General features: G+C 36.0%; 24 protein-coding genes. 21 read left to right on the top strand and 3 right to left on the bottom strand.

Going from position 1 to position 26,203, the window contains the following annotated elements:
- Positions 1–93 precede the first annotated feature (93 nt).
- The 5 genes from trmL (at position 94) to G600_RS0100690 (ending at position 6,178) form a co-directional block, all read left to right on the top strand.
- The gene (gene trmL / locus G600_RS0100670) at positions 94–591 is read left to right on the top strand and encodes a tRNA (uridine(34)/cytosine(34)/5-carboxymethylaminomethyluridine(34)-2'-O)-methyltransferase TrmL (protein WP_027430209.1); all 498 of its coding nucleotides are present in this window, start codon (positions 94–96) and stop codon (positions 589–591) included.
- Between the two features lie 63 nt (positions 592–654).
- Positions 655–1,365 carry a 3'-5' exonuclease gene (locus tag G600_RS13345; protein WP_051195293.1) on the top strand — a complete coding sequence of 237 codons (711 nt, stop codon included), beginning with the start codon at positions 655–657 and terminating at the stop codon, positions 1,363–1,365.
- A gap of 151 nt (positions 1,366–1,516) precedes the next feature.
- Complete coding sequence (locus tag G600_RS14840; RefSeq protein ID WP_051195294.1) at positions 1,517–3,628, top strand: hypothetical protein; 2,112 nt, start codon at positions 1,517–1,519, stop codon at positions 3,626–3,628.
- Between the two features lie 21 nt (positions 3,629–3,649).
- Complete coding sequence (locus tag G600_RS0100685) at positions 3,650–4,642, top strand: Gfo/Idh/MocA family protein (RefSeq protein ID WP_027430210.1); 993 nt, start codon at positions 3,650–3,652, stop codon at positions 4,640–4,642.
- 63 nt (positions 4,643–4,705) lie between these two features.
- Positions 4,706–6,178, top strand: a complete 1,473-nt coding sequence (locus tag G600_RS0100690) for a transglutaminase domain-containing protein (RefSeq protein ID WP_027430211.1) — start codon at positions 4,706–4,708, stop codon at positions 6,176–6,178.
- Between the two features lie 68 nt (positions 6,179–6,246).
- Here the strand turns inward: G600_RS0100690 and G600_RS0100695 are convergent, their stop codons facing one another.
- Positions 6,247–7,719, bottom strand: coding sequence for a sensor domain-containing diguanylate cyclase (locus G600_RS0100695; RefSeq protein ID WP_027430212.1), 1,473 nt, complete (start codon positions 7,717–7,719; stop codon positions 6,247–6,249).
- 802 nt (positions 7,720–8,521) lie between these two features.
- Between G600_RS0100695 and G600_RS15575 the strand changes: the two genes are divergently transcribed.
- Positions 8,522–8,695: a hypothetical protein gene (locus tag G600_RS15575; protein ID WP_155885902.1), complete on the top strand. Its 174-nt coding sequence runs from the start codon at positions 8,522–8,524 to the stop codon at positions 8,693–8,695.
- Positions 8,692–9,798 (top strand): cation diffusion facilitator family transporter, encoded by a 1,107-nt coding sequence (locus tag G600_RS0100705; protein ID WP_027430213.1) that lies wholly within the window; start codon positions 8,692–8,694, stop codon positions 9,796–9,798. Before G600_RS15575 ends, G600_RS0100705 begins: the two co-directional genes overlap by 4 nt.
- A 78-nt stretch (positions 9,799–9,876) precedes the next feature.
- Here the strand turns inward: G600_RS0100705 and G600_RS14845 are convergent, their stop codons facing one another.
- On the bottom strand, positions 9,877–10,980 hold the full coding sequence (locus G600_RS14845) for a J domain-containing protein (RefSeq protein ID WP_051195295.1): 1,104 nt from the start codon (positions 10,978–10,980) through the stop codon (positions 9,877–9,879).
- Between the two features lie 196 nt (positions 10,981–11,176).
- Between G600_RS14845 and G600_RS0100715 the strand changes: the two genes are divergently transcribed.
- Positions 11,177–11,953: a hypothetical protein gene (locus G600_RS0100715; RefSeq protein WP_027430214.1), complete on the top strand. Its 777-nt coding sequence runs from the start codon at positions 11,177–11,179 to the stop codon at positions 11,951–11,953.
- 83 nt (positions 11,954–12,036) lie between these two features.
- On the opposite strand, the gene G600_RS16195 is transcribed toward G600_RS0100715, so the two are convergent.
- On the bottom strand, positions 12,037–12,096 hold the full coding sequence (locus G600_RS16195) for a hypothetical protein (RefSeq protein WP_408605544.1): 60 nt from the start codon (positions 12,094–12,096) through the stop codon (positions 12,037–12,039).
- Between the two features lie 836 nt (positions 12,097–12,932).
- On the opposite strand from G600_RS16195, the gene G600_RS0100725 reads away from it, so the two are divergent.
- The 13 genes from G600_RS0100725 (at position 12,933) to G600_RS0100785 (ending at position 26,177) form a co-directional block, all read left to right on the top strand.
- A complete protein-coding gene (locus G600_RS0100725; RefSeq protein WP_027430215.1) occupies positions 12,933–13,868 on the top strand; it encodes a hypothetical protein in 936 nt (311 codons plus the stop codon).
- Positions 13,869–13,921: 53 nt separating this feature from the next.
- On the top strand, positions 13,922–14,323 hold the full coding sequence (locus G600_RS0100730; RefSeq protein WP_242826335.1) for a hypothetical protein: 402 nt from the start codon (positions 13,922–13,924) through the stop codon (positions 14,321–14,323).
- A 14-nt stretch (positions 14,324–14,337) separates the two neighbouring features.
- The gene (locus tag G600_RS0100735; RefSeq protein ID WP_027430217.1) at positions 14,338–15,372 is read left to right on the top strand and encodes a hypothetical protein; all 1,035 of its coding nucleotides are present in this window, start codon (positions 14,338–14,340) and stop codon (positions 15,370–15,372) included.
- Between the two features lie 85 nt (positions 15,373–15,457).
- Entirely contained in the window at positions 15,458–16,318 is an 861-nt protein-coding gene (cdaA, locus tag G600_RS0100740; RefSeq protein WP_034245068.1) for a diadenylate cyclase CdaA, read from the top strand.
- The gene (locus G600_RS0100745; protein ID WP_027430219.1) at positions 16,299–17,558 is read left to right on the top strand and encodes a CdaR family protein; all 1,260 of its coding nucleotides are present in this window, start codon (positions 16,299–16,301) and stop codon (positions 17,556–17,558) included. Before cdaA ends, G600_RS0100745 begins: the two co-directional genes overlap by 20 nt.
- Before the next feature lie 18 nt (positions 17,559–17,576).
- Positions 17,577–17,849: an HPr family phosphocarrier protein gene (locus G600_RS0100750; RefSeq protein WP_027430220.1), complete on the top strand. Its 273-nt coding sequence runs from the start codon at positions 17,577–17,579 to the stop codon at positions 17,847–17,849.
- 178 nt (positions 17,850–18,027) lie between these two features.
- The gene (locus tag G600_RS0100755; RefSeq protein WP_027430221.1) at positions 18,028–19,758 is read left to right on the top strand and encodes a phospho-sugar mutase; all 1,731 of its coding nucleotides are present in this window, start codon (positions 18,028–18,030) and stop codon (positions 19,756–19,758) included.
- A 186-nt stretch (positions 19,759–19,944) separates the two neighbouring features.
- Positions 19,945–21,465, top strand: a complete 1,521-nt coding sequence (locus G600_RS0100760; protein WP_034245072.1) for a S1C family serine protease — start codon at positions 19,945–19,947, stop codon at positions 21,463–21,465.
- 149 nt (positions 21,466–21,614) lie between these two features.
- Positions 21,615–23,042, top strand: a complete 1,428-nt coding sequence (gene clpX, locus G600_RS0100765; RefSeq protein WP_027430223.1) for an ATP-dependent Clp protease ATP-binding subunit ClpX — start codon at positions 21,615–21,617, stop codon at positions 23,040–23,042.
- A gap of 73 nt (positions 23,043–23,115) precedes the next feature.
- Entirely contained in the window at positions 23,116–23,922 is an 807-nt protein-coding gene (locus G600_RS0100770; RefSeq protein WP_027430224.1) for a Cof-type HAD-IIB family hydrolase, read from the top strand.
- Between the two features lie 52 nt (positions 23,923–23,974).
- On the top strand, positions 23,975–24,724 hold the full coding sequence (locus G600_RS0100775) for a CpsB/CapC family capsule biosynthesis tyrosine phosphatase (protein WP_027430225.1): 750 nt from the start codon (positions 23,975–23,977) through the stop codon (positions 24,722–24,724).
- Positions 24,725–24,735: 11 nt separating this feature from the next.
- Positions 24,736–25,476, top strand: a complete 741-nt coding sequence (locus G600_RS0100780) for a YveK family protein (RefSeq protein ID WP_027430226.1) — start codon at positions 24,736–24,738, stop codon at positions 25,474–25,476.
- Positions 25,477–25,478: 2 nt separating this feature from the next.
- Positions 25,479–26,177, top strand: coding sequence for a polysaccharide biosynthesis tyrosine autokinase (locus G600_RS0100785; RefSeq protein ID WP_027430227.1), 699 nt, complete (start codon positions 25,479–25,481; stop codon positions 26,175–26,177).
- The last annotated feature ends 26 nt before the right edge of the window (positions 26,178–26,203 follow it).

Consider the following 26,203-nt stretch of genomic DNA (forward strand, 5'->3'; position numbering starts at 1 on the left):
TTTATTTTAAAGCCAAAGTTAGTAAAATAGCTTTGGCTTTTTTGTTATTTGCGAGTATAATTTCATGTGGGAATAAATTTTAAGGAGTTTTTAATGTTAAATATAGTACTACATGAACCAGAAATGCCTGCAAATACAGGAAATATTGGAAGAACTTGCGTGGCTATTGGTGCCCGCTTGCATTTAATAGAGCCTCTTGGCTTTATTATCAATGATAAAACTTTAAAAAGAGCCGGTCTTGATTATTGGGACAAGCTTGATGTCACAGTTTATAGAGATTATCAGGATTTTCTAGATAAGAATCCTAATGCTAAGATCTATATGGCAACTACAAAGGCACATAAGACATATACACAGGTAAAGTATGAGGAAGATGCCTATATTATGTTTGGTAAGGAAAGCGCTGGAATTCCAGAGGAAATCTTAGTTGATAATGAGGACACTTGCGTAAGAATTCCAATGTTTGGGGATATTAGATCTTTAAACCTTTCTAATTCAGTTGCTATTGTTGCCTATGAGGCCATGAGACAGCAGGGATTTACTGATTTGAGTTTAGAGGGCGAACTTCATAGACTTCATTGGAAAGAATAATTGAGGCGGCCTTTAAGTTGTGATACAATTATTTATATATTTAAAAAATGCTTCGGAGGCCGTATGAAACATATTTTTATTGATCTTGAAATGAATAATGTGGCTAAGGAACATAAAGACTTTATTAAGATTAGCAGACAGGAAACCATTGAAATTGGTGCTGTTAAATTAGATGATAAATATGAGCTTGAGGACGAATTCAAAGAATACGTAAAGCCTCAGTATAATACCATTATAGAGCCGAAATTTGTGCATTTAACTGGCATTACTACTGCTGACGTTTCGGGCGCAGATACATTTGCTAATGTACTAAGAAGATTTATAAAGTGGTGTGGTTCCGATTATAAGATTTATTCGTGGAGTGATTGTGACAAGGCTCAATTACTCCACGAAATAAAAGCCAAAGGATTAGTTGAGTTTGACACAGATCCAGGACTTAACTACATGTATGACAACTGGATAGATTATCAGAATGAATTTAAGAAGGAGCTCCATTTAAGCCATATCATGTCCTTATCAAAGGCTGTGGATTTAAGTGGCCTTGCCTTCCAAGGTAAAGCCCATGATGGTTTAATTGATGCTAGAAATACCGCGCTTTTATTTAGAGCTTCGAGAAATTCAGAGGATTATGCGAAGATGCGAAAGGCCTTTACTGAAGCCTTTACACCTACAGTATTTACAATGGCAGATTTAATTGATTTTAGTCAGCTTAAATTTGACGATGAGGATAGCAGTTCTCAGACAAACAATTCAATAACGAATAGTAATGAATAATGGCGCAATTTTGTGCCATTATTTTTTTAGCCTTATACTATACACTTGTATCTATCAATCTATTTGCATAAAAACAATTATAGATATATAATAAACTTAGTCTTTTGAGAGAATTTAATAGAATTAAATAGAGGCGATTAGGAGCATTAATATGGGAATCGTGAAGTTTAAAGCAGGTGATGTGATTCATGATGTAGGCGATAGCATTTCCACAATGGAGATTGTAACTAAGGGGAGTATTAAGGTTACGGATTGTAATGAAGGTAATTTCGTCATTAAGGCCGGCAGTATTATTGGCATTGGTGAAGAAATTGCAAAATGCTACAAATTCCGCTACGTAGCCCAAACTGAGGGCAGTTACTATTCTTACAATTACAGCAGTCTAGCAGATGTGGAAAGGGTTTTAGATGCTAACGAAAAGATATTGCCTATCTTAGCAAGAACTGCTATTGATGCGGTTTTACTTTCTGCAAATGTAGTAACTAAGCAGTATGAGAGAGTTAGCACGGAATACACACAGCTTATGGACAATTTAAAAGAATACCCTAAAATCTGTAAGCAGCTAGGGCAGGAGCCAAGAGATTTTACGGATTTGGGAAAGATTGCTGCACTAGCAAAGGAAGTTAATGCTAATAGTTGGCAATATGATTTTATATACGCTCTAGCAAGGCATAAAGAGGAGCTAAACGATAGCTTTTTTAGCCTTGATCCTAAGTTAGCAAAGGGTGTTATCTTAATGGCGGATGAACTTTTAATTAAGTTTTCTCATGAGATGGAGGATTTAAACCTCTATAATGAGGCGCTTGTTAGACATGCTCTAAGTTTTAGACAGGAATTTGTCCTACTTCGTTCTCGATTTGAAGAGAGTAAGCGAAACGAGGCCGAGGATATTGAAAATGCACCAGCAATTAAAAATGCCCTAGACACAATCCTTCACTATTCTGGCCTAGATGCTGAGATTGCTGGACGTTTTAAGGCAAATGTAAATAACTATAAAGAAATTGAAAATAAATTCGAATCTTCAGATCACATAAGAAAATTAAGAAAAGATATTGGAAGAGATTATCTTGATTTATATAAGGCTGTGCTTCTAAACAGCTTAATTACCGATATGCCAGTGGAAGCAAGAATGTTTTTATACTTTGGCTTTGTGGACGAAGACTTAGCAGGAGAGGATAATACAAAAACTCTTTATAAATTTGCTAAGCTTTGGGAGGCAGATGAGAAGGGCAAGTATTTAACCGCCTATGACTGGCTTGTAAAGGTATATAACGGTGAAGTGCCACCTTCAAGAAACGACTTTGATTTGGACTTTGAAGGGGACTTAAAAGAGAAAAAGAGAAGCGGAGATATTGATGAGAAGGAGTATAATAGGCTTTTAACTAGTAATGAAGCTAAGTTAGACTTTGAGATTAGAAATATGTTTGCTTCTGGTAATAGAGTAACTTATGGAAGAGTTACAACTTATATTCCTATTTTTGATAAGGCAAATATAATAAAGCCCCTAGATTTAGCCTATGTGGACGTGGCTACAATTACTAAGGCAATAAATAAGGTTAGAGAGACGGATTATAGCGTCTTTTATAGGGAAAGAGTATATGCCAATGCAGACCTTGGCATAACTAAATTCTTTGTGGACCAAGAGATTATTCCTTATGTAATACTTATGCCAAACCTAGGCAGTAGAGGCTTTTTGTGGCAGGACATTGAAGGCAGGAAAAGGGATACTCCTGGCAGAATGCTAATATCCATCTTTCATATGGTGGATTTAGAGGATACAGTTTTAAAACTTTGTGGAGAATTTAGATGGGAACTATGTAAAACCGTTCAGGGCGTTTATTGGAATAACGTTCAGGACCCATCGCTTACTTCGGAGTATTGTGACTATCTTCAGTTTTATAAAAAGAATTCTAGTCTTTCCTCTGACCATAAGGAGAAGGTTAGAACTGCCCTTAAAAAACATAATAATAATTACCGAGAGGTTTTTATAGCAGACTATCTTTCTTATATGAAGTATGAAAGAAATGGCTCTCTTAGATTAAATAAGGTGGCAAGAGGCATAATTGCCAACTATTGCACATTTTCAAAGGAAATAAGAACGGGCCTAATGTCGAACCCTCAATATGCAGAGAGCATGAAGAGGTTTGCAATTGCACATAAAGATAAAGTAAGTCAGGTAGATAACCTTATTAGAAAACTAGATTCTAAGGGGCTTGAGATACCGACGGAGGTTTATGAACAAAGAGATTATCTAAACTTTTAAGAATGTAAAGGAGACTGATTTATGAAATTAGCCATTGTAGGTAACGGAAAAATTGTAACGGAGTGTTTATTTGCATTGCAGGATGTGCCAGAAGTAGAAGTGGTCTCTATTTGGGGCAGACCAACAAGTCTTGATAGAACTAAGTCCTTAGCCGATGATTACGGTATTATGGAGGTTTATACAGATTATGAGAAGATGTTAACAGAAACTAATGCAGATACAGTTTATATTGGAATTATTAATAGTATGCATTACGACTACGCTAAGCTTGCCTTAATTGCTGGTAAAAATGTAATTATGGAAAAGCCTTTTACAGCTACCGCAGAGCAGGCAAAGGATTTAGCTTCGATTGCACTAGATCACCATTTATTTATCTTTGAGGCAATGACAGTATTTCATAATGAGACTTATGCAAAGGCAGTAGAGACACTACCTTGGCTTGGAAGAATCAGAATGGTTCAGTGTAATTTTTCACAGTATTCTTCAAGATATCAAAAATATAAGGAAGGGTATCCATCACCATCCTTTACACTTGAGGCTTACGGTGGCGCACTAATGGACATTAATGTTTATAACATTAATTTTGTTGTTGGTTTATTTGGCCAGCCAGAAGATGTTTTATATGTAGCTAATAAGGGTTTTAACGGCATTGATGTGTCCGGTACACTTTTACTAGTTTATAAGGATTTTGTGGCTGAACTTGTAGCATGTAAGGATTCAGATAGCGAATCATTTCTTATGGTTCAAGGTGAGGAGGGATATTTCAAGGTTCCGGATAAAGCAAATACTTTAGGTGGTCTAGACATTTTCATAGGACATGGGGAAAATATCGCGAAGGAAGAGTTTAGACCTAAGCCAGTTCATCACAGAATGGTTCAGGAATTTAAAGACTTTATTAAGGCAATTGAAGAGGATGACTACGATAAGGTTAATAAGTCTTTATCCCATTCTATTTCAGTTTGCGACATTTTAGAGCGTGCGGCTGAGTCTGCAGGCTTAAGATATGGGGAATAAGTATAAGTAAAAATGTATTGGTGGATGAGTAGGGAAAAATAGAAGCGTGAAAGTGTGATAATTATGGAGAGAGTAAAAAGAACACATGCGCTATTAGGGATAGCTATTTTTCTTCTTGTTAGTATTTATGGAGCTACTAGAGTTTATGCAACAGAGGGTGAGACTATAATTATTGATATGGAGTCAAGCGCCTCTGAGACGACTGGGGAGTCGACCTATGCAGAATCTAGTGCGGCAGAGACATCAAACATTCAAGAATCAAGCTCAACTACAGGGGAAACAGGAAGTAAAAATAATGGCAAAATCAATATTAATGGCGTTTGGTACAACTCATTTGCTGAGTTTTATGAAGCTAGTGGATACATTTATATTGAGAAAAGCGATTTAATCAATGTACTAAAGAATCAATATGCAAATGGCGGAACGGTTAATGAAAGCTATTTTTATGTGGATAGCGCGGGGGAAAATTTAGTTTCATATCTAGTTAATAGGTCTGGACTTTACAGCTCTTTTGCTAGTATTGCATATAAGTACACAATTAGAACAACAGCCGGAAATGCAACGGTTGGCGGCTATCAGGTTATGTGCTTTGAGACTGACACCACAACTCAAATGTATCTAACAGATAGCGAAAGAAGCGCCGTTGACGAGAAGGCTAATGCGATTCTATCAAGCTGTAGAGCGGGTTCTAATACGGAGACTGTTAAAAATGTATTTAACTGGTTTAAGAATAATGTTAGTTATGATTATTCTTGCACTAGGGGAAATGCCTATGATGCCTTGATTACAAATAACTGCGTCTGTGCAGGTTATGCATCGGCTTTCCAGTATATTATGGAAAAAGCGGGTATTCCTTGCTACATTGTAACAGGTCTTACAAATACAGGAGTTGGTCATGCTTGGAATGCAGTTTATGTAAATAATAGCTGGTATTATGTGGATTGTACCTATGGTGCCGGTTATAAGAGTGATAGTTGGTTGTTATTTGGAACTAATATGTTATCAGATATTTACGGAATTGGCATTTCTTCAAATAGTTACGACTCAGCTCATGCAGGAACTGCAGCAGATGTAGAAGCAGCAGAGAACAAGTATTATTCAGGACATTTAGGAGGTGTGACTACAACTAGTTCCATGGCAACTATTGTGCTTGGTAGTGATACAAATGCTAGCACCATTTCAGACACCACAACTGGAAATGTGGCAGCAGACCAGGAAGCAGTAGCTACTGAGGCAGAGCTTGTAGTAACTAATGATGCAAGTGATGAAAAGTTATTAGCACAGGAAGAAAGGCTTGAATTAGAGCTAAATGATAGTTTGGTAGACCTTAAGTATAAAAGTGGCAATGCAACTACAGCTAAGGGAAAGTATGCCAAGAAAAAAAGTGCTAGCTATAACAAGCAGGCAGCAGTATCTGCCCTTATAGGTCTTTTAATATGTCTTGCATTAGGAATTGGACTGATAATCAAGAGAATTACTCAAGATAAGCTTTTCTTTAAGAGATTAAGATATAAAAGAATCCATAAGGAAAAGTAGATGTAACTAATGTAGAGGTAATAAATTTTAGCTAATTAGATAAAGGAATAATCCCATGCTAGCCATTGCTAACATGGGATCTTTTTAAGTCCTTTTTTTAAAATATGCATTGAATCTTCATGTATTTCTCTAACGGTTCTTGTAATGATCTTAGAAATTGTAATCATTACATCGATTTCATCTTGGTTCCAAAGGCGTTTTTCCTTTGAATTAGCCCCTAGAAATCCTATAACCCTATCTTTATCATCAAAGATAAGAACCTGTAAAAATGATGATGTATGCTTCTTTAAAAACTCTGTTCTAAGAGGCTCATTAATCTTTTTGACATCTGAGCAAAAGAAGATACATTTTTCATCGAAATTCTTAACAAAGTCTTTCTTGCTTAAAGAAAAATCTGTCTCTACTGTCATGCCTCGACTAGTATCTCTTGAATAGCAGTAGGAAGTAAGTAATCCCTTTCCATCTGGATAAAAGCAGTTAGCATAAGCACAGTCGGTTTTAAAGAAATTAACAATAAGTCTTGAAGTCTCCTCAATCTTATATTTAGGATCTATATTTTTATTGTTGATTTCTGTAATTGCTGTAATAAGAGGCAAGTAGTTAGTTGTTGAACTAGTTCTTGTCTCAGTATTAGTAAAAGCATCTCTATTATCTCTGTTATCGTAGAGATAATTAATGCTTGTTATGTCCATATACTTATGGGCTTCCATGCTTGTGTCATAAATCTTATAGGTATTCTTGCCGGAATTCTTAGCGGCATAAGCTGCCACATCCGCATGGTTATATAGCTTTTGAAATGGCATTGGCTCTGTTGTAATAGCAATACCAGCACTAGCTGATATTCCAAAACGGTTGCCACCATATAGCAATACATTTTTAATAAAGCCATTAACACTAGCAATCAATTCTATAATGTTAGTCATAGAATGACAACAGACTAAAAACTCGTCTCCGCCAATTCGAGAAATAAGGCTATTCTTATTAAAATTATCTGTTAAAATCTGGGAAATGTCACGTAAGACCTCATCCCCCACTAAGTGTCCGTGCGTATCATTGACTAATTTGAAATTGTCTAGATCAATCATAATTAAGGCTGTGATTGAATCCTTAGATGTATTAGCTAAAATGTCATCTAATTGCTTCTCAATTCCTGACCTGTTATAAAGGCCTGTAAGTGAGTCAGCATCTGCCCTCATTATGAATTCAATGTTGCGGCAAAAGCCTAAAATTTCATTATTCTCTTGTAAATAAAATGTCTTTACGCAAAATGTCTCGTATTTGTCCTCATGTGTAAGTAGCGATAAATTTTGTGATACTATATGCCTCTGGCTACAAGTGTCCTTTAAAAGTTTTTCAAAACCCTCTTTTGAATCTCCCTCTACCAATGGATTAGTACTTATGGTCTCTACAAAATGCTCGTAGTGTCGCTTGGCGTGAAGTCTATTATTGTAATTACCAGTAAATTCTAAGGTATCATTCGCTAAATCGTAGATGAACAGTGAGTTTGCTGACATCCTTGCTAGAACTTCGAACTTATCCATAAACTAAACCTCTTTAATTGTTTCATCAACTGTATGCAATTTTACAATGAAAAAAATTTTACGTCAAATAGTAAATATAGATTGTGTATAATATTTCTGTCTCTTTTAGGCTATATGTGTGGGGATTTTGACTTGTGTTTTTTATAAAAACAATATAATAAAAATTAAGCTGATTTAGGGCAATAAAAAAACAAGCTGCTTACGTCCGCACTGTAAGTAACTTGCTTTTTTATCTAATGTTTAAATGAGGGGGAGGATTAGCTTATCTAATAAGCTAATCGTTGTAAGATGGTTTAAAAATGTGAGGGGGGAGGTAAACCATCTTACCAAAAAATAAATTTTTTTATGAAAAAGATTTATATAGGAAAGTTCACGTTGTTAGAAGACGAAAATGAGGGGGGAGTGTGTCTTCTAACCTCTCCTAATTAACCACTAAGTCAAGCGCTTGCTTAACTTATGCTTATATAATAATGTCCTAATGTGACGACTTTTTGTATTAAATCGTAACATTCTGTGAAAAATATAAAGAGAAAAGAAATTTCTAATAGTAGAAATAGTCTAGTAATTTAATACTTTCGCATTAGTTTTTGTGAAATAAAAACTAAAAAAATAGGACTTGCGAACTATTTTTTTAAAGCCTATCCTTTATTAGGGTGATGAATATTTATAAATATAGGGATAATATATATTCATAATCGAAACAGGATAGGCGTGAATAAAAGATGGAGTGGGAATCCATCTGAAATTGAAGAAAAGAGTTTAGAAACAATGGTATCGTTGTAGTTTTAGGGAGGTTAACGATATGGGTAGAGATGAACAGGCACAGGTAAATTGGAGAGTAGAAGATATTAAGAAGATGTTATATGAACTTAGAATTCCAGCTACAGAAAGCAATATTGATAAGGCATATAACACGGTTCTTAAACATAGAAAGCTTATACAAGCAAGAATTAAGGAGAAGAATTTTAGCGCATGAATCGTGCAACAAAGATAGTACAAACAAGTATAATTGGAATAATAGTTAATGTCATTTTAGCAGCAATCAAAGCAGTTATTGGAACAATGGTTAATTCAATTGCCATCACACTAGATGCAGTGAATAACCTATCAGATGCCCTATCTTCGGTTATAACAATTATTGGCACTAAGTTATCACAGAAAGCTGAAGACAAGAAACATCCTATGGGTTACGGAAGAGTGGAGTATTTAAGCACTACCGTAATTAGCGTAATTGTTTTATATGCAGGCGTGACATCTTTAGTAGAAGCTGTTAAAAAGATCTTTGAACCACAGGCAGCCGATTACTCAGTAGTTTCCTTAGTCATAGTGGCAATTGCTGTAGTAGTTAAGATATTGTTAGGTCTTTATTTTAAGGGGGTCGGTAGCAAAGAGAAATCTGATGCCTTAATAGCATCAGGACAAGATGCCTTATTTGACGGGGTTATATCTACAGCAACACTTATTGCTGGAATTTTGTATTTAACAACAAATATAGGTATCGAGAGTTACCTTGCAGGAGTTATCTCTATTGTAATTATTAAGTCTGGTATAGAAATGCTTAGTGATACAATCAGTAAGATTCTAGGTGAAAGGATAGAATCTGAAATTTCAAAAGAGATTAAAAGATGCGTAGCCACTGTCGACGGGGTGCAAGGCGCCTACGATTTAGTGCTTCATAATTACGGACCTGATAGAACCGTTGGCTCTATTCACATAGAAGTAGACGACAAGCTAACAGCAAGTGAAATTGATGAGATAACAAGAAAAATTGAAAGAAAGGTATACAAAGAGTTTAATGTAAATATCGTTGGGGTTGGTATTTACGCCGTAAACACAGGCGACGATGAGGCAGCTATGATAAGAGCTGATGTAAACCGCATCGTAACAGCCTTTGAATACGTAATTCAGATGCATGGATTTTACATCAAAATGGATGATTTATATATGCAATTCGATGTAATTGTTGATTTTGCTGCACCAAGTATGAAGGAGGTTTACCACGAGGTAATCAGTGCAGTACAGGAACATTATCCAGACTATAAATTACAGGTAATATTAGATAGAGATATTTCAGATTAGGTAATATTTAAGCCTTGATAAGTGGCTGCTTATCAAGGCTTTTTTTATTATTATGAAAATGTATCAAGACCGCTAAAACTACTCTTTAATAGCATCTTCGTATTCCTTTAATACAGTGCCAATTTCCTCACTTATTTCCTTACTTAGCTCTTCAAACTTACTAAGTTTAATTTCCTCTTCAAGGACTTCTTTTTCTATTTTCAAAAATAAGCTAATGCCCACATTGATTCTATAGGGCCTCTTTGCTCTGTTATTATTAATATCTCTAACCACAATTTTAACTCTAGCAAGCTTCCTCTCAAGGATTGGTATTACAATATAGAGCATTCTATCATCCTCAATAGTTAGATTACCAAGAGTAACGCCAGTATTTGTCTCCACTTGAAGGCGGTTATTCTTTAGTTTAGATGGATATAAATTATCGCCCAGTCTAAGGGAGTAGAGACGCTTATAATAATCATCCACCCCAACAGTAGCTAGATTTGCCTTAATCTCATAGATTCTATCCCCGTTCTCATCCTTTTGATTTGCCTTTAAAATCTTTCTTAAAGAAAAGATGGGATTCACATAGTCCTTAGCTAAGAGGTGGAAAAGTCTCATTCTAAAGAAATTCCTTGTTGATTCAAGATTAATATCCTCATTAAGCCTGTCTCCAACAGCAAGCTCTACATCCTTTAGTAAACTGTCAGATTCAAGAATAATAGAGTGAATAAAGCACTCAAAGTCCTCTTTATCAGGTTCCCATAAGAATTTTCCTCTAGCAAGCTTAATAAAGCCATCAGTTCTAATGACGCTATCCTTTGGAGATTCGAAAATGTCACGACTAGTGTAGGCATTATTAATAGTCTTACCTCTAAAGTGGTGGCTTTCATCCGCTTCACTGTAGTAGTCATATTCATAGAAGTTAGAAAAGTCCTTATCAGTAGAATAAGTCTTTCTAGCCCCAGAATTAGCACCAGAATTGGCACCGTAGCCTCTAGTTCCCCTTGGATGCTTTTTCTTATCCTTCTTTATAAGATCAAAAGCCTCATTTATTAACTGAGCCTTCTTAATGGAAGCCTCGTCATTATCAGAGGAGTCTGGATGATGCTTAAAAATCAGCTCGCGGTATTTAGTTTTTATAACCTTGTTAGTATCATTTTCACTAACACCTAGTAATTTATAGGCCTCGTTTAAGTTCATAGCGCTCCTTCTAAATTTACTCAATTTATCAGATGAATCTCAAAAATTCACCCCTAACAAGCCTATCTTATCAAAAAATCCTTTTCTAAACAATTGCCCTAAACAATTGCCCTTTCACTTTACGAAATTAGATATTTAATATATTATAATAAAAGAGTGATGTTTCGTGAAATTTATATTTGAAAGGGATAGTATAATGGTAACTTACGAATTAGAAATAGAGGGTAGAGAACTTTATATTGCAGATTGTAATAACGAGTTAAATAGCGGCCCCTTCGTGTTCTGGCCCATTGACCCTGTGGAGGATGAGTCTTGGGAAAATGTAGCAAATCTCGTACATGAAATGACACCGGATAAGGACTTCACCCTTATAGGTTTTAAAGTAAATGCTTGGGATTATGAAATGAGCCCTTGGCCTGCCGAAGTTTTCAAAGGAAGAAAGTTTGAAGGCGGGGGAGAGTCTGTTCTTGAATGGTTGGTAAATAGCTGCATTCCAGAATTAGAGAAGAAGTTAAATGTGGCCTATATCTTAAGCGAGGCTTGGAGTATGACCGAGGATAATCCTAAAGAACAAGAAGAGTGGTATAGGGATTACTATATTGCTGGCTATTCCCTTGCGGGTCTTTTTAGCCTTTGGACTTATTTTGAATCCTGCGTATTTAGCGGGGTTGCCTCAGCTTCTGGTTCTCTTTGGTATCCGGGCTTTATTGAGTATGCAAGTAAACATGAGCTAATTGATGATACTAAGATATATCTAAGTCTAGGTAATAAAGAAGAAAAGTCAAAGAATAGGTTAATGGCAAGTGTTGGCGATATTACAAGACAGTTATCAGTGCTTTTTAACCATGCCGCAAAAGAGGGAACGCTACTAGATTTTAAGTATGAAATAGAAGAAGGCAACCACTTTAATAACCCACAATTGAGGTTAGCTAAAGGGATTGCCTGGTTGTTAGATTCTAACGTTAAGTTTTAGCGCTAAGCTTTAGTGTTAACTTATCGTGTAAATTCTTTTTGAATTTGGAAAAATGTTTTTAAGCCTCTTGGCTTAATCTCGCATTATTTATACGCACCGCCACCATCTAAATTGTAAGCCGTTGTACAACCGTAGTCCTGCATAATAGTTGCAAGCTCATATAAACTAATTCCTGGGCGCTAATTTCATTTTCATAAATAATTCCAAAGCTACCGTCTTTGTAAATGACCAAATCACCGTTCTCATAGTCATCTCTTACGCTGCTTCGATAAACTGTACCGTTCTTAATAACGTAACCGGTTTTGTTGGCACCATAGTAATCACCATTGATGGCCAAAATTGCATTAACGGACTCGGCAGTGTCAGAAGTTGTGGCTGTGACATTGGTGCCGTAGGCGTTATTTGCTAGGGCTGTCTGTAGGTATTCTGGTGAGGAAACCTCTACGTCTGCAACATAAATTGTGGTATTGTACTTCTCAATAGTAGTAATAGTTACCTTGATGTTGTCGTCCTCATAACTTGTGCTTGTAGTTGTAACGTTACCCGTATTTGACGTTTCAGTAGAAGCACTTGAACTAGTAGTCGAGCTGGTATCTGAATTGTCGCTCGTATCAGTAGCTGCCGAAATGTAATGAGGTATTACAAATACATCAAGTAATGAATAAGTTGTGCATGCAATAAGTACTATTGAAAATATAATTGCATAAACGTAAGGTTTTGTTAAAAAACGTATTATCGCATTTTTCTTCATATAACCTCTTTTCTTTAATAATTATCCTATAGTGTTTTAGTAATTCCTTGGTGTGATGTTACTATAACTTTTATTTGTGAAAAAAATTTGTTTAATCAGTGACAAAAGGATTAACTTTTGTTGGTCTGCCGCCGATAAATAATGTATAGTATAAGTAGAAGGATACGTGCGCCGTTTTGACAGAGCTTGAGGCATGTCAAATTGGCAAACTGAATAAGAGGTGCTTTTATGAGGATTAATTTTGATTTGATTAAGGAAAAATGTAGAAGTCTCCCGGTATTTATTGCACTAATTACAGGAGCCGTTACATTTGCAGCCATATTAATAATTGTAGGAGTTAGTAAAAATGCGTCAAAAGATGCAGGCAGCGACGTTAGCCTAGAGGACACTTATCTTAAGGATGCTAACAGTAGTTATCACAATAAGACTTGGGGGGATGTTGCTGGAGATACAGATAGTGCAAGCTCTCAGGCAGCAAGCGAAGTGGTTACAAATTCAGATTCAAATACAGGAAGTTCGGATTTAACTAATTCGGACTCTAGTTCTGCGTCAAGTTCTGGGGATGCAGGAAACACAGCTAATAGCGGAAGCGGAAGTTCTGCTGGCACAGGAAGTAGCGGAAGTTCTAGCTCAGGAGGGTCTAGCTCTGGTGGTAGTGGCTCAAGTGGCTCTGGCAACAGTGGCAGTACAGGAGGCAACAGCGCAGCTAGTAGCGGTTCAACAGGCGCATCATCTACAAACTATTCAGATACAGGAGCAGCCACAAGTAATGCAGTGCCTTCCTATAATGACGGAAGTTCTGCTAGTATAGCGGGTTCAAATTCTGCTGCAGGATATGCCATTAATGCAGGCTTTCAGCAACTATATAGCAATGGCTCACCGGTTACTAACATCTATTATTACGAGGAAAATTCAGTCTATTGCGGACAGATTGTTACATATAGTAATTACACAATCATTTACTTGATTTCAAGAACCTCAAATTTTGATGCAAGTGTGAAAAATGTATTGTCAAATCTAGTGGGAAGTTATGCAGATACTGTATGGCAAAAGTTTATTACGGCTAGAGTTTCCCAGTCTTTTTACATCGGAGAAGATAACCGTTTAGTGCGCATAGTAGTGCCTAATGTTGATGGCCATTACCAAATTGTAATATACAATTAATTTAAAATGTGTTATAGTATTAGCGAATATAAATTTTTTTGAGGTGAATGGTTTTGCTTAACGAAAATAAAGTTAAAATGATGACTAAGATGGCTATTTACGAGAAAAATGAAGGTAAGGACATGGTAAAAACTGCGAAATACTATAAGAGTGATTATGTAGCTCTTGGAGTATTAAAGAGTTTAATTACTACTACTTTAGCTTTTATTATGATAATGATTTTATATGCATTTTGTAATGCGGAAGGCATAGTAGCCAACATCAATGATTTAGATTATGTAGCACTTGGAAAAAAGGTAGCGGCTTATTATATAGGACTTATAGTTGCTTTTTCTATTATTTCCGGCTTTGTTTATAGCTACAAGTATGAAAAGTCTAGAAAGGGTCTTAAGAAGTATTTTTCAAGACTTAACAAGCTAGACAGATTTTACAATGGACAGAAAAAGAAAAAGTAAACTAGGAGGAATATATGGCTTTTTTGTTAGAATTAAAGGATAGATTTAAAAAGTTCTATAATAAGTATGATACTTATTTTGTACCAGCAGTTAAGTTTTTAGTTGCCCTCGTGGCATTCATGATTTTAAATGTAAGTATTGGCGAGAGCTCAAAGCTTGGTAACCCAGTATTTGCTTTTGTGGCAGCAGTTATTTGTGCCTTCATTCCAAATGGAGGAACAATTCTTCTTTTATCAGTATTTATGTTAGTTCATTTATATTCGATATCAGCAGAGTTTGCATTAATTGCTCTTTGCGTAATTATCATTATGTATCTTTTATACTTTAGATTTACTCCAAAGTCAGGATACATTGTAATCATTACAGCAGTTCTTTGTATGTTAAAGCTTCCATATTTAGCTATTGTTTCAATTGGCTTATTATCAAGCTGGTTAGCATGCATTCCAGTTTCTTTTGGTGTAATTATTTACTATATCATTAGAACAGCAAGTCAGTATGAATCAGCTATTTCAGATGCTTCATTAACTGATTCTGTAGAACAGATTTCATACCTTAGCCAGAGCTTATTTGGTGATAAGGGTATGGTAACATTACTTGTAGCCTTTACTGCTACAATTATTGTGGTTTATGTAATTAGAAGACTTAAGATTGATAATTCATGGGTTTATGCAATTGCATTTGCTAGTGCAGTAGAATTTATTATTCTTGTTGTTGGCCAGATTGCTTTAAATGCTAAGCTTAATATCGTCTTAATTGTTATTGGTGTTTTACTTGGTGTGGTTGTTGCCTACATTTGCAAGATTGTATTCTTTGCTCTTGACTATAAGAGAACAGAGTATGTTCAGTATGAAGATGATGAGTATTACTACTATGTTAAGGCAGTGCCAAAGATTAATGTTTCAGCAACAGATTTTAAGATTAAGACAATCGATGCTAAAAGAACTAAGGAAACAACTAATTTAGAGGATATAAGATCTCAGATGAAATCTAGTCAGAAACTAAATCAGGATGAAGATGATATCTCTATCTATGATGATAATGAAAGATAAATTGTAATTGATTCATGAATAACAAAGCGTGGTAACATGCTTTGTTATTCCTATATTTAGATAAAATTAGATTGGGGTGAATAAGATGTCTTTAGAAAAATATTTGTCGAGTCTCTATATACCAAGAATATCTTGGTCAGACATAATTGAGATTATAATTATTGCTTTCGTAATTTATAACGTATTAGTTTGGATTAAGAATACAAAGGCCTGGGCATTACTTAAAGGCATCATCATAGTAGTCGTATTTGCTCTATTTGCTTACGTACTTAATCTTAAAACCATTTTATGGATTGCAAGTAAGACTATTAGCGTTGGCATTATCGCCCTGGTAATTATTTTCCAGCCAGAATTAAGAAGAGCACTAGAACAGCTTGGTAGAAAGAGACTTGTTACTAGCTTCATTAATTTTGGTGAGAGAGCTAAGAATGAAAGATTTAGCTCAGATACAGTGAATGCTATTGTTAGAGCTTGTTACGAGATGGGCGCAGTTTATACAGGTGCCTTAATTGTAATTGAGCAGGATATGATACTTGATGAATATGAAAGAACTGGTATTGAAGTTGACGGTATTGTTACAAGCCAGTTACTTATTAACATTTTCGAACATAATACGCCTCTTCACGATGGTGCAGTAATTGTGAGAGGAGACAGAGTAGTGGCTGCAACTTGTTATTTGCCACTTTCTGATAGTACTAATATTAATAAAGCTTTGGGAACTAGACATAGAGCTGGTCTTGGTATAAGCGAGGTTACAGACAGTATTACCTTAATTGTTTCTGAGGAGACAGGTAAGGTATCAGTGGCTGTAGGTGGCGAGCTTATTCATGATATTGATGAAGACTCTTTAAGAAATAAGTTAGAGTATACAAGAAATAGAAATATGGACGTAAAATCATTCAGACTATGGAGAGGAAGGCTAAGGAATGAAGGAAAAGATATTTAAGAATTTCACATTAAAAATCCTTTCTATAATCGTTGCTTTGATTCTCTGGACGGTTATAGTAAATATTTATGATCCAAGTACTAGCTACACCTTCAGTAATGTAACGGTTACCCTTTTAAATACTGAGAATTTAACGGATAAGAACTATTCTTATGAAGTGGTTGAGGGCAGTAAGATTTCCGTTAGCGTTAGTGGTCCAAAGAGTATTATTACTGATATTACAGCTAGTGATATCGTTGCGACAGCAGATCTTAGTAATGTAACTGCATATTCTGATTATGTGGATATTAAGGTGTCTGTTGTAAAGGATGGCAATGTAGTGGAGGGCGTTGAGGCAACTCCAAAGACTACAGCCATTAAATTAAGTATTGAGAATAGAACTACTACTACATTTACATTGGAATCCCAGACTACAGGTAATTTGGCTTCTGGTTATGCTTTGTCAAATGTAACACTTAGCCCTACTTCAGTAGATGTTACAGGGGCTTCTTCAGTAATTGAGTCCATTGCTCACGCAGTGGTATCAATTGATTTAACAGATGCAAGCTCTAATTTGACAGGAGATTCTGCCATAACACTTTATGATGAGGATTACAATGTAGTAACAGATGATACTATAGAATTATCACAGGCTAGCGCAAGTTATTCGGCAGAGATTGGTAAGACAAAGGTTGTGCCAATTAAAGTGGAGACTACGGGAACTCCGGCAACGGGATACATTTTAGTAGGTGTAACTCAAAACCAATCGGAGGCAACTATTGCCGGTTCTAGCGAAGATATTGAAGGTGTAGATGCAATTGTGATTCCTTCTGCTAATCTTAATATAGAAGGTTTCTCAAATAATAGAGAATATAAGTTTAACCTATCGAATTATGTAAGCAATGATGTTACAATAATATCAGATGGAACACTTATAGTTACTGTGGATATTGAGCCACAGGAATCAAAAGTAATTACAATGGATAAGTCAGCTATCGTGGTGAAAGGTTTATCTGATGACCTTAGTTTAACTTATAGTGATTCAGGCACATTTGACATAACCATAACTGGGGCAAGCGAGGTGCTAAATAGCGTGTCAGCTTCCAATATTGCTATGTCGATTGATCTTTCAGGATATCAAGAGGGTACATATAGTGTGGCAGTGACTATAACTTTGCCGACAGGTTGTAGCCTGCAGGGCTCTTATACCGTATCCATTAGTTTGAAATCAGATACAGAGGCAACCACAGCAAGCGGCTAGATATTTTTGGAGGGAATGATGGTTGAGAAGGATATTGTGATAACGAGTAAGTTAGGGATTCATCTACGCCCAGCAGGAGCAATGAGCGATGAAGCAATGAAGTATGAATCACATATCACATTTGAATATGGAGAGTATAAAAGAAGAGCAAATGCTAAAAGCATCATATCTGTTCTTGCATCAGGAGTTAATAGCGGTGACGTTATAAAACTTAGAGCTGAGGGTGAGGATGAAGAGGAAGCATTGGAAAATGTTACAAATGCTTTCGTGAAATCAATGAATGAGAATTGATAAAAATTTAATAATGGGGTATAATCGTTTTTGAGTCAGAGCCTTGGCTGAAAATGGTTATACCCTTTTTTAGTTGAGGTTAACGATATAAAAGACGACTTGGGTGTCTTATTATATTGTTCCCTGCTAGGCAGGGTAAGAGGGAAATAAATATAAAAAAAGAAAGAGGTATAAGTTAATGAGTTATTTAGAGACTTATAAGGAATGGCTCACTAATGACTATTTTAGTGACGAAGCAAAGGCCGAATTAAAGGCTATTGAAGGAGACGAGAAAGAAATCGAAGACAGATTCTATAGAGACTTAGAGTTTGGTACAGGTGGTCTTCGAGGAGTAATTGGTATTGGTACTAACAGAATGAACATTTACGTTGTTAGTAAGGCTACCCAAGGACTTGCTAATTTCATTTTAAAGGAAGGAACACAGGACAAGGGCGTTGCTATTTCTCATGATAACAGAAGAATGTCTAGAGAATTTGCAGAAGCTACAGCTCTTTGCCTTGCAGCTAATGGCATTAAGGCATATATTTATCCATCACTTCGTCCTACACCAATGCTTTCATTTGCAGTAAGAGAACTTGGTTGTACAGCAGGTGTAATGGTAACAGCTTCTCATAACCCACCAGAATACAATGGTTACAAGGTATACTGGGAAGACGGTGCTCAGATTACAGCACCTAAGGATAAGCAGATCATTGAAGAAGTTAATGCTATCAATGATTGGTCAACAGTAAAGACAATGCCTAAGGATGAAGCTGAAGCACTTGGCCTTTACAATACAATTGGTTACGATATTGATGAGAAGTACTATGCAGCACTTAAGACACAGTGCATCAACGGTGACATCATTAAGAGCGTAGCTGATGATATTAAGATTGTTTACTCACCATTTAATGGTACAGGTTCTATTCCAGTAAGAAGAATCTTAAAGGACTTAGGATTTAAGCATGTTTATGTTGTAGAAGAGCAGAAGGATCCAGATCCTAACTTCACAACACTTGAATATCCAAACCCAGAAGATCCTAAGGCTTTCACATATGCATTAAAGCTTGCTAAGGAAGTTGATGCTGATATCATCCTTGCAACAGATCCAGATGCTGATAGACTTGGTATTTACGCTAAGGATACAAAGACTGGCGAATATATGGCATTTACAGGTAATATGTCAGCTATGATTATTGCTGAATACTTACTTTCAGTTCGTAAGGAAAAGGGAATGCTTCATGACAATGGCGCATTAGTTACAACAATTGTTTCAACTAATATGGCTGCTCCTGTTGCTAAGGAATATAACTTAGAGCTTATTGAAGTATTAACAGGATTTAAGTTCATTGGTGAACAGATTAAGTTCTTTGAGCAGAACAACAACAGCCACTTTTATGAATTCGGTTTCGAAGAGTCATATGGTTGCCTTGTTGGTACACATGCTAGAGATAAGGACGCTATCGTTGCTGTTATGTCACTTGCTGAAGCAGCAGCTTACTATAAGTCAAAGGGTATCACTCTTTGGGATCAGATGATGAACATCTTTAACAAGTACGGTTACTTCAAGGAAGGCCAGAAGGCTATTACTATGAAGGGTGCTACAGGTGCTGAGAAGATTCAGGAATTAATGAATAGCTTAAGAAGCAACCCTCCTAAGAAGTTTGGTGCTTGGGATGTTAAGGAATTTAGAGATTATAAGATCGATGAGAAGACAGATATTGCAACAGGTGCTAAGTCTAAGACAGGTCTTCCAAGCTCTAACGTTCTTTACTTCGACTTAACAGATGATGCTTGGTGCTGTGCAAGACCTTCTGGTACAGAGCCAAAGATTAAGTTCTACATGGGCGTTAAGGGTACATCACTTGATGATGCTAACGCTAAGTTAGAGGAGCTTACAAAGGCTGTTATGGACATTGTTGAGGCTTAATTAGGAATAAGATTGAACACATAATCTTAATAATAGAAACACAATTAAGACACATTTCGTTGCTATATTTAAAGCATAGCAACGATGTGTCTTTTTTAACTTAAAAAGTGGAAATGTTGCTAAAGAGATTGGATAGAGGAAGACCCAATTCATTCTAAGAACAAAGAAGATAAGGAGCTGATAAAAATGTACAACAATGACGATTCACAGTATCGTATGAGTGCTAGCGACATTAATCAATCTGACAATGCAGGACAGAACACAACTGCTAATACATCAGAGACAAGTGCTAACACAGGTTACACAAACACAACAAATAATTTTGGAGCTGATACAACTAACACATATAATCAAAACTATGGAACAGGAACTTATAATAATAACACAGCCTATGGTTTTAACTCAGCTACAGGACAAAGTACGCAGGGCTTTAACACATACAACCAGTCAAATATAAAGGTTGAGAAGCCAAAGAAGCCAAGAAAGCCTATTAAGTTTACGGGAAAGTTTTTAAAGAAGGCTGCCTGCTTTGTAATGATAGCTATTCTTTTTGGCGGTATTGCAGGATCTGTTATGTATAGCGTTAACTACTACGCTAATAAGTACATTTCAGATACAAGCTCATCTTCCACAGAGAAAGCTTCAATAGCAACAGTTTCAACTGTATCATCAGTTTCATCAGATTCAGATACGGACCTTTCATCTGGATCAACAACAATTGATACAGAATCTATTTCAGAAGCTCTTTTACCAGCAATGGTTGAGCTTAATGGAACAACAACAGTAACAAGTTCATCAAGCTTTGGAATTGGAACACAGTCTTATGAGGCAACTAGTGCAGGTACAGGTATTATTATTGGTCAAAATGATAGCGAAATCCTTGTTGTAACTAATGCCCATGTAGTAGATGACATTGATAACTTAACTGCAGTATTTGTTGATGGTACATCAGCTTCTGCAACAGTTAAGGGTTCAAAATCAGACCAGGATATTGCAGTAGTTGCAATTAACATTTCAGATCTTTCAAGTGACACAATTAGTGCCATTGCCATCGCTGAGTTAGATTATACTTCAGAGATTAAGGTTGGACAGCAGGTAGTAGCTATTGGTAATGCCCTTGGTGAAGGACAGTCAGTAACAACAGGTATTATCTCAGCACTTGATAGATCAATCACAGTAGATAACACAGAATTTACTGGCCTTATTATGACAAATGCAGCAATTAATTCAGGTAACTCAGGTGGTGCTTTAATTAATTCAGACGGTAAGGTTATTGCTATTAACTTTGCTAAGACAAGTAGTGATGGTGTAGAGGGTATGGCCTATGCAATTCCTATTTCAAATGTAGTTGACTTAATTAACTCACTTATGAATAAGGAAACACGTACTAAGGTATCAGAAGATGAAGCAGCATATCTTGGTATTGCAGGTGTAGATATTACAGACTACTATGCATCAGTATATGGTTATCCTACAGGCGTTCTCATTAGAACGGTTCAGTCAGATTCAGCAGCTGAAAAGGCTGGTCTTGAAAGCTATGATATTATTGTAGGCTTTGATGATAATACAATATCAAGTATGTCCGGACTACAAAGCTTGCTGCAATATTATAGTGCAGGTGAGACAGTAACCATTGAATATTATCACCTAGAAGGTTCATCATACGTATTAAAGACAGTAGATGTAACTTTAGGTTCTAAGAACTAATTGAAGTACAATTGATATATTTATAAAAAATCTTTGGAGATAATAATCTCCAAAGATTTTTTTATGCTTATTTTATGGGTTTAAAATTAACGCTATGATATAATATCAAAGGAATAAGTTTAGATTTACGTGATATTGGAGGTTAATTCATGAGTAATGATGATTATAAAGAAGTAGATACATCTACTAGTGATAATTCTGAAACTAAGGATGATAATAATTCTAATGATACTAATAAAAGAGGCTATGAGAAGTTCTGCGTTATCTGTAGAAGATCAGAGTCTCAGGTTAAGGGTAGAATGATTGATTTACCTAATAACATTACAGTTTGTGATGACTGCATGCAAAGAACTTTTGACCAGTTAAATAACTATCCATTACCTAATGACTATTTAAATGGTTTTGGTATGAATATGTTTACAACTAATAATGAGAATCAGACAAAGAAGGGTAAGGTTAAGAAGAAGGAAGAAAAGAAGAAGGACTTCCCTGAAATTGATTTAGCACATTTGCCTGCTCCTCATGAAATCAAGGCTAAGCTTGATGACTATGTTATTGGTCAGGACTATGCAAAGAAGGTTATGTCTGTAGCTGTTTATAATCACTATAAGAGGGTTGCAACAGATACTCAAAAAGAAATTGAGATTGAGAAGTCTAACATGCTTATGATTGGACCAACTGGTTCAGGTAAGACATATTTAGTAAAGACACTTGCAAGAATCCTTCAGGTGCCACTAGCTATTACAGATGCCACATCTCTTACAGAGGCGGGATATATTGGAGATGATATTGAATCTGTATTATCAAAGCTTTTAATGGCAGCAGATAATGATGTAGAGAAGGCAGAGAAGGGTATTGTCTTTATTGATGAGATAGATAAGATTGCAAAGAAGAAGGAAGTAAGAAGTAGAGATGTATCTGGTGAGTCAGTTCAGCAGGGCTTACTAAAGCTTCTTGAAGGTAGCGAGGTAGAGGTACCAGTAGGTGCAACTAGTAAGAACGCTATGGTGCCACTTGTAACTATGGATACAAGTAACATTTTATTCATCTGTGGCGGAGCCTTCCCAGATCTAGAAGAGATTATTAAGAACCGTCTTACAAAGTCAGCTTCAATCGGCTTTAACGCTGATTTAAAGGATAAGTATGACGAGGATACTAACATTTTATCTAAGGTAACTACAGAGGACTTAAGAGAATACGGTATGATTCCAGAATTCCTTGGTAGATTGCCAATTGTGTATAGCTTACAAAAGCTAAATGAAGAAGCTTATATTAAGATTTTAAAAGAGCCAAAGAATGCTATTCTTGCTCAGTATCAAAAGCTCCTTGCCCTTGATGAGGTAGAGCTTAAGTTTTCTGATGATGCCCTAGAAGCTATTGCTAAGAAGGCCATTAAGAAAGAAACCGGTGCTAGAGCTCTTCGTTCTATCATAGAAGAGTTCATGCTTGATATTATGTTTGAGATTCCTAAGGACAGTAATATTGGAACTGTAACTATTACAAAGGACTATATCGAGAACAAAGGAGCACCTCTTATTACAATGCGAGGTCAGGATTTACTAGAAGCAAAAATGTAAATCATATTGTAAATAATGAAATTATATGATAAATTTAAGAAAATAGGAGTTTTTCTCCAGTTAGGATTTAGTTATGAAATATAAAGCACTTGCCCTAGATTTAGATGGGACATTAACAGATAATAATAAGGAATTGCCAGAGAGAAATAAGGAGGCAATTTTTAAGGCTATTGAGAAAGGAGTAAGTGTTATCCTAGCATCAGGAAGACCCTTATTTGGTATTACGCCAATAGCCGACGCCTTAGAACTAAAGGAGAGAGGCGGTTATATACTTGCCTATAATGGTGGTCAGATTATTGACTGCAAGACAGGAGAATGCCTTCATAAGCGCATACTTCCAAGAGATTGTATGGAGGATGTGTGCAGATTTGCCAGAGACAATGGAGTTTGGGCACTTACCTATGAGGACACAACTGTGGTTTGCGAAAGTGATGACGACATTTATGTAGTTCGTGAGGCGAAATGTAATTACACAACAGTTAAGAAGGTAGATAGCCTTATTGATTACGTGGATTACGAGGTTTCTAAGTTTTTAGTAGTAGGTGAACATAAAAAACTTTTACCAGTTAGAGATGCAATTCTTGCTAAGTACGAAGGTAAGGTAGATGCCTTCTTCTCAGAGGATTACTTCCTAGAAGTGGTTCCTGCAAATGTAGCAAAGGACGAATCTCTTAAAATATTACTTGAAAAGATTGGCCTTACAACTGATGAGCTAATTGCTTGTGGAGATGGCATGAATGATATTCCAATGCTAAAGGTAGCAGCTTTATCAGTGGTTATGGAGAATGGCTATGACGAAGTAAAGAAATATGCCGATGTAATTGCACCATCCAACGAGGATTGTGGTGTTGCAGCAATTATTGAGGAGTATTTGCTTTAATTAAACCCTTAGATTACTAAGAGTAAAGACAGTTAAAGAGGGGATAAGAGGGATGTTATTATTAAAAAAGAGAATTGATTATTCGATGACGGATTTACATATCCACGTTTTACCGGAGACAGATGATGGGGCAGCAGATATTAAGACTACTGTGCAAATGCTAGAGCTTGCCCATGAAGATGGCATAAAGACACTAGTTTGTACGCCTCATTATCATCCGATAAAATGTAGATTGCCACAGGCAGAGATAGAAAGAAGAGTTGGAGAAATTGAAAAAATTGCCAAACAGCTTTATGATGACTTTAAGCTATATGCTGGTAGAGAAGTTCTATATAGCCAGGATATTCCTAAGTCTATTAAGGCTAGGGGCATGACAATAAATCACTCTAGGTATGTTTTAGTTGAGTTTGACTATAGGGATAGCAGACAGACAATTAGAAACGGAGTGGTAAACATTTTAAACGAAGGACTAATTCCAATACTTGCTCATATCGAGAGATATCCAAGTATTATGCTTAATGAGGATTTAGCAGAAGAGCTAAAGAGAAAAGGTGCAATCTTACAGATTAACGCAGATGCCCTAGTTGGAGAAGAGGGCGCTGATGCAAAAAGGCTTGCGAAACATTTGCTTAAGAGAAAATTAGTAGATGTTATAGCTACCGATGCTCATACCGCAGGTAGAAGATGCCCAATTATGGGTGATGTGGTGCAATGGGTGTCTAATAAATATGGCTATGACTATGCTAAAAAGATTTCAAAAGATAATCCTGATAGAATTATTAGGGATGAATTTATTGATTAGAGGGGTTTTAAATGGATAATAATAAAGCAGGTGAAAGAGAAATAGACCTTGGTCGCCTTTTCTCTATTCTTTGGGACAAAATAATTTTAATTATCTTTACAGGAGCCTTATTTGGTGCGGCGACTTTCCTAGCATCGAAGTTTTTTATAACTCCAGTTTATAATTCAACTACTCAACTTTATGTTCTTAATAGAGCTGATGATTCCACAACCACTTTAACAGATTTGCAAACTTCAACACAGCTTACAAAGGATTATATTATCCTTGTACAGTCAAGACCGGTTCTTGAGTATGTTATTGAGGATTTAAGCCTTGATATGACTACTTCTGAACTCTCAGATATGATTTCTGTTACTACAATTTCAGATTCAAGAGTTTTGCAAATTTCTGTAAAGAATCCAGATCCTTATAGGGCTAAGGAAATTGCCGACTCTATTGCTCAATTTTCAGCAACACAAATCTGCGAGATTATGCATATTGAAGATGTAGAGATTATTGAAGAGGGCAATATAGCTACAATTCCTGAGTCTACAGGCATTAAGAGAAATACAATCATTGGTGTTTTGCTAGGAATAATTTTTTCTTCGGGAGTAATTATTGTTAAGTCACTTTTTGATGACACAATTAAGACTAGTGATGATGTGGAGAAATACCTTGGAATTAGTACACTTTCGATGATTCCTCTTTGTAAGGAAATGGATGATGGAAGAAGTAAGTTATCTAAGAAAAAGTCAAAGAAAAGAGGGAAGTAGATATGCAGACTATAAATATTGAGCGTTTGATTAAGTTAGACTACAGGGCAAATGAATCTTATAAAAATCTACGTACTAATATTCAGTTGTGTGGTTCTGATATTAAGACGATTATGTTTACTAGCACTACACCAGGCGAGGGAAAATCTACTGTTTCCTTTAACTTAGCTGTTTCCTTAGCAGAGGCTGGTAAAAAGGTAATCTTTATTGATGCAGACTTAAGAAAATCTGTCCTTGTAGGTAGATATAAGATTAATAAGTCTGTAAAGGGTTTGACACATTTTCTATCAGGAATTAATAAGTTTGAGGATGTGATGTATGGAACTAATGTGGACAATTTAAATGTGGTCTTTTCAGGTCCGGTTCCACCAAATCCTACAGAGCTTTTAGGCAATAAGGTCTTTAAGACACTGCTTAAGGTTTTAAGAGACCTTTACGATTATATAATAATTGATACACCACCTATTGGTAGCGTAATTGATAGTGCTATTGTAGCTCAGGAGTGCGATGGAACTGTGGTTGTTGTAGGTTCTAATATGGTGGGCTATAAATACGCGCAAAAAGCCATAGAGCAGCTTAAAAAGACTAATACAACTATTCTAGGGGCTGTGCTTAATAAGGTTGATGTAAACGATAATAAGTACTATGGAAAATATTATGGAAAATACTACGGTAGATATTCAGATGCCGGAGAAGAGTAAGCAGCAAAAACTAGCAGTAAATATAA

The sequence above is a fragment of the Lachnospira multipara ATCC 19207 genome, from assembly GCF_000424105.1.
In the GTDB taxonomy this organism is placed as follows: domain Bacteria; phylum Bacillota; class Clostridia; order Lachnospirales; family Lachnospiraceae; genus Lachnospira; species Lachnospira multipara.

Coding starts and splice junctions, on each gene's coding strand:
- G600_RS15575 (WP_155885902.1), top strand. CDS start 8,522: ATGGGTAGAGATGAACAGGCACAGGTAAATTGGAGAGTAGAAGATATT.
- G600_RS14840 (WP_051195294.1), top strand. CDS start 1,517: ATGGGAATCGTGAAGTTTAAAGCAGGTGATGTGATTCATGATGTAGGC.
- G600_RS0100705 (WP_027430213.1), top strand. CDS start 8,692: ATGAATCGTGCAACAAAGATAGTACAAACAAGTATAATTGGAATAATA.
- G600_RS0100750 (WP_027430220.1), top strand. CDS start 17,577: ATGGTTGAGAAGGATATTGTGATAACGAGTAAGTTAGGGATTCATCTA.
- G600_RS0100735 (WP_027430217.1), top strand. CDS start 14,338: ATGGCTTTTTTGTTAGAATTAAAGGATAGATTTAAAAAGTTCTATAAT.
- clpX (WP_027430223.1), top strand. CDS start 21,615: ATGAGTAATGATGATTATAAAGAAGTAGATACATCTACTAGTGATAAT.
- G600_RS13345 (WP_051195293.1), top strand. CDS start 655: ATGAAACATATTTTTATTGATCTTGAAATGAATAATGTGGCTAAGGAA.
- G600_RS0100715 (WP_027430214.1), top strand. CDS start 11,177: ATGGTAACTTACGAATTAGAAATAGAGGGTAGAGAACTTTATATTGCA.
- G600_RS0100760 (WP_034245072.1), top strand. CDS start 19,945: ATGTACAACAATGACGATTCACAGTATCGTATGAGTGCTAGCGACATT.
- G600_RS0100785 (WP_027430227.1), top strand. CDS start 25,479: ATGCAGACTATAAATATTGAGCGTTTGATTAAGTTAGACTACAGGGCA.
- G600_RS0100770 (WP_027430224.1), top strand. CDS start 23,116: ATGAAATATAAAGCACTTGCCCTAGATTTAGATGGGACATTAACAGAT.
- G600_RS0100755 (WP_027430221.1), top strand. CDS start 18,028: ATGAGTTATTTAGAGACTTATAAGGAATGGCTCACTAATGACTATTTT.
- G600_RS14845 (WP_051195295.1), bottom strand. CDS start 10,980: ATGAACTTAAACGAGGCCTATAAATTACTAGGTGTTAGTGAAAATGAT.
- G600_RS0100725 (WP_027430215.1), top strand. CDS start 12,933: ATGAGGATTAATTTTGATTTGATTAAGGAAAAATGTAGAAGTCTCCCG.
- G600_RS0100685 (WP_027430210.1), top strand. CDS start 3,650: ATGAAATTAGCCATTGTAGGTAACGGAAAAATTGTAACGGAGTGTTTA.
- cdaA (WP_034245068.1), top strand. CDS start 15,458: ATGTCTTTAGAAAAATATTTGTCGAGTCTCTATATACCAAGAATATCT.
- trmL (WP_027430209.1), top strand. CDS start 94: ATGTTAAATATAGTACTACATGAACCAGAAATGCCTGCAAATACAGGA.
- G600_RS0100695 (WP_027430212.1), bottom strand. CDS start 7,719: ATGGATAAGTTCGAAGTTCTAGCAAGGATGTCAGCAAACTCACTGTTC.
- G600_RS0100775 (WP_027430225.1), top strand. CDS start 23,975: ATGTTATTATTAAAAAAGAGAATTGATTATTCGATGACGGATTTACAT.
- G600_RS0100745 (WP_027430219.1), top strand. CDS start 16,299: ATGAAGGAAAAGATATTTAAGAATTTCACATTAAAAATCCTTTCTATA.
- G600_RS0100780 (WP_027430226.1), top strand. CDS start 24,736: ATGGATAATAATAAAGCAGGTGAAAGAGAAATAGACCTTGGTCGCCTT.
- G600_RS0100690 (WP_027430211.1), top strand. CDS start 4,706: ATGGAGAGAGTAAAAAGAACACATGCGCTATTAGGGATAGCTATTTTT.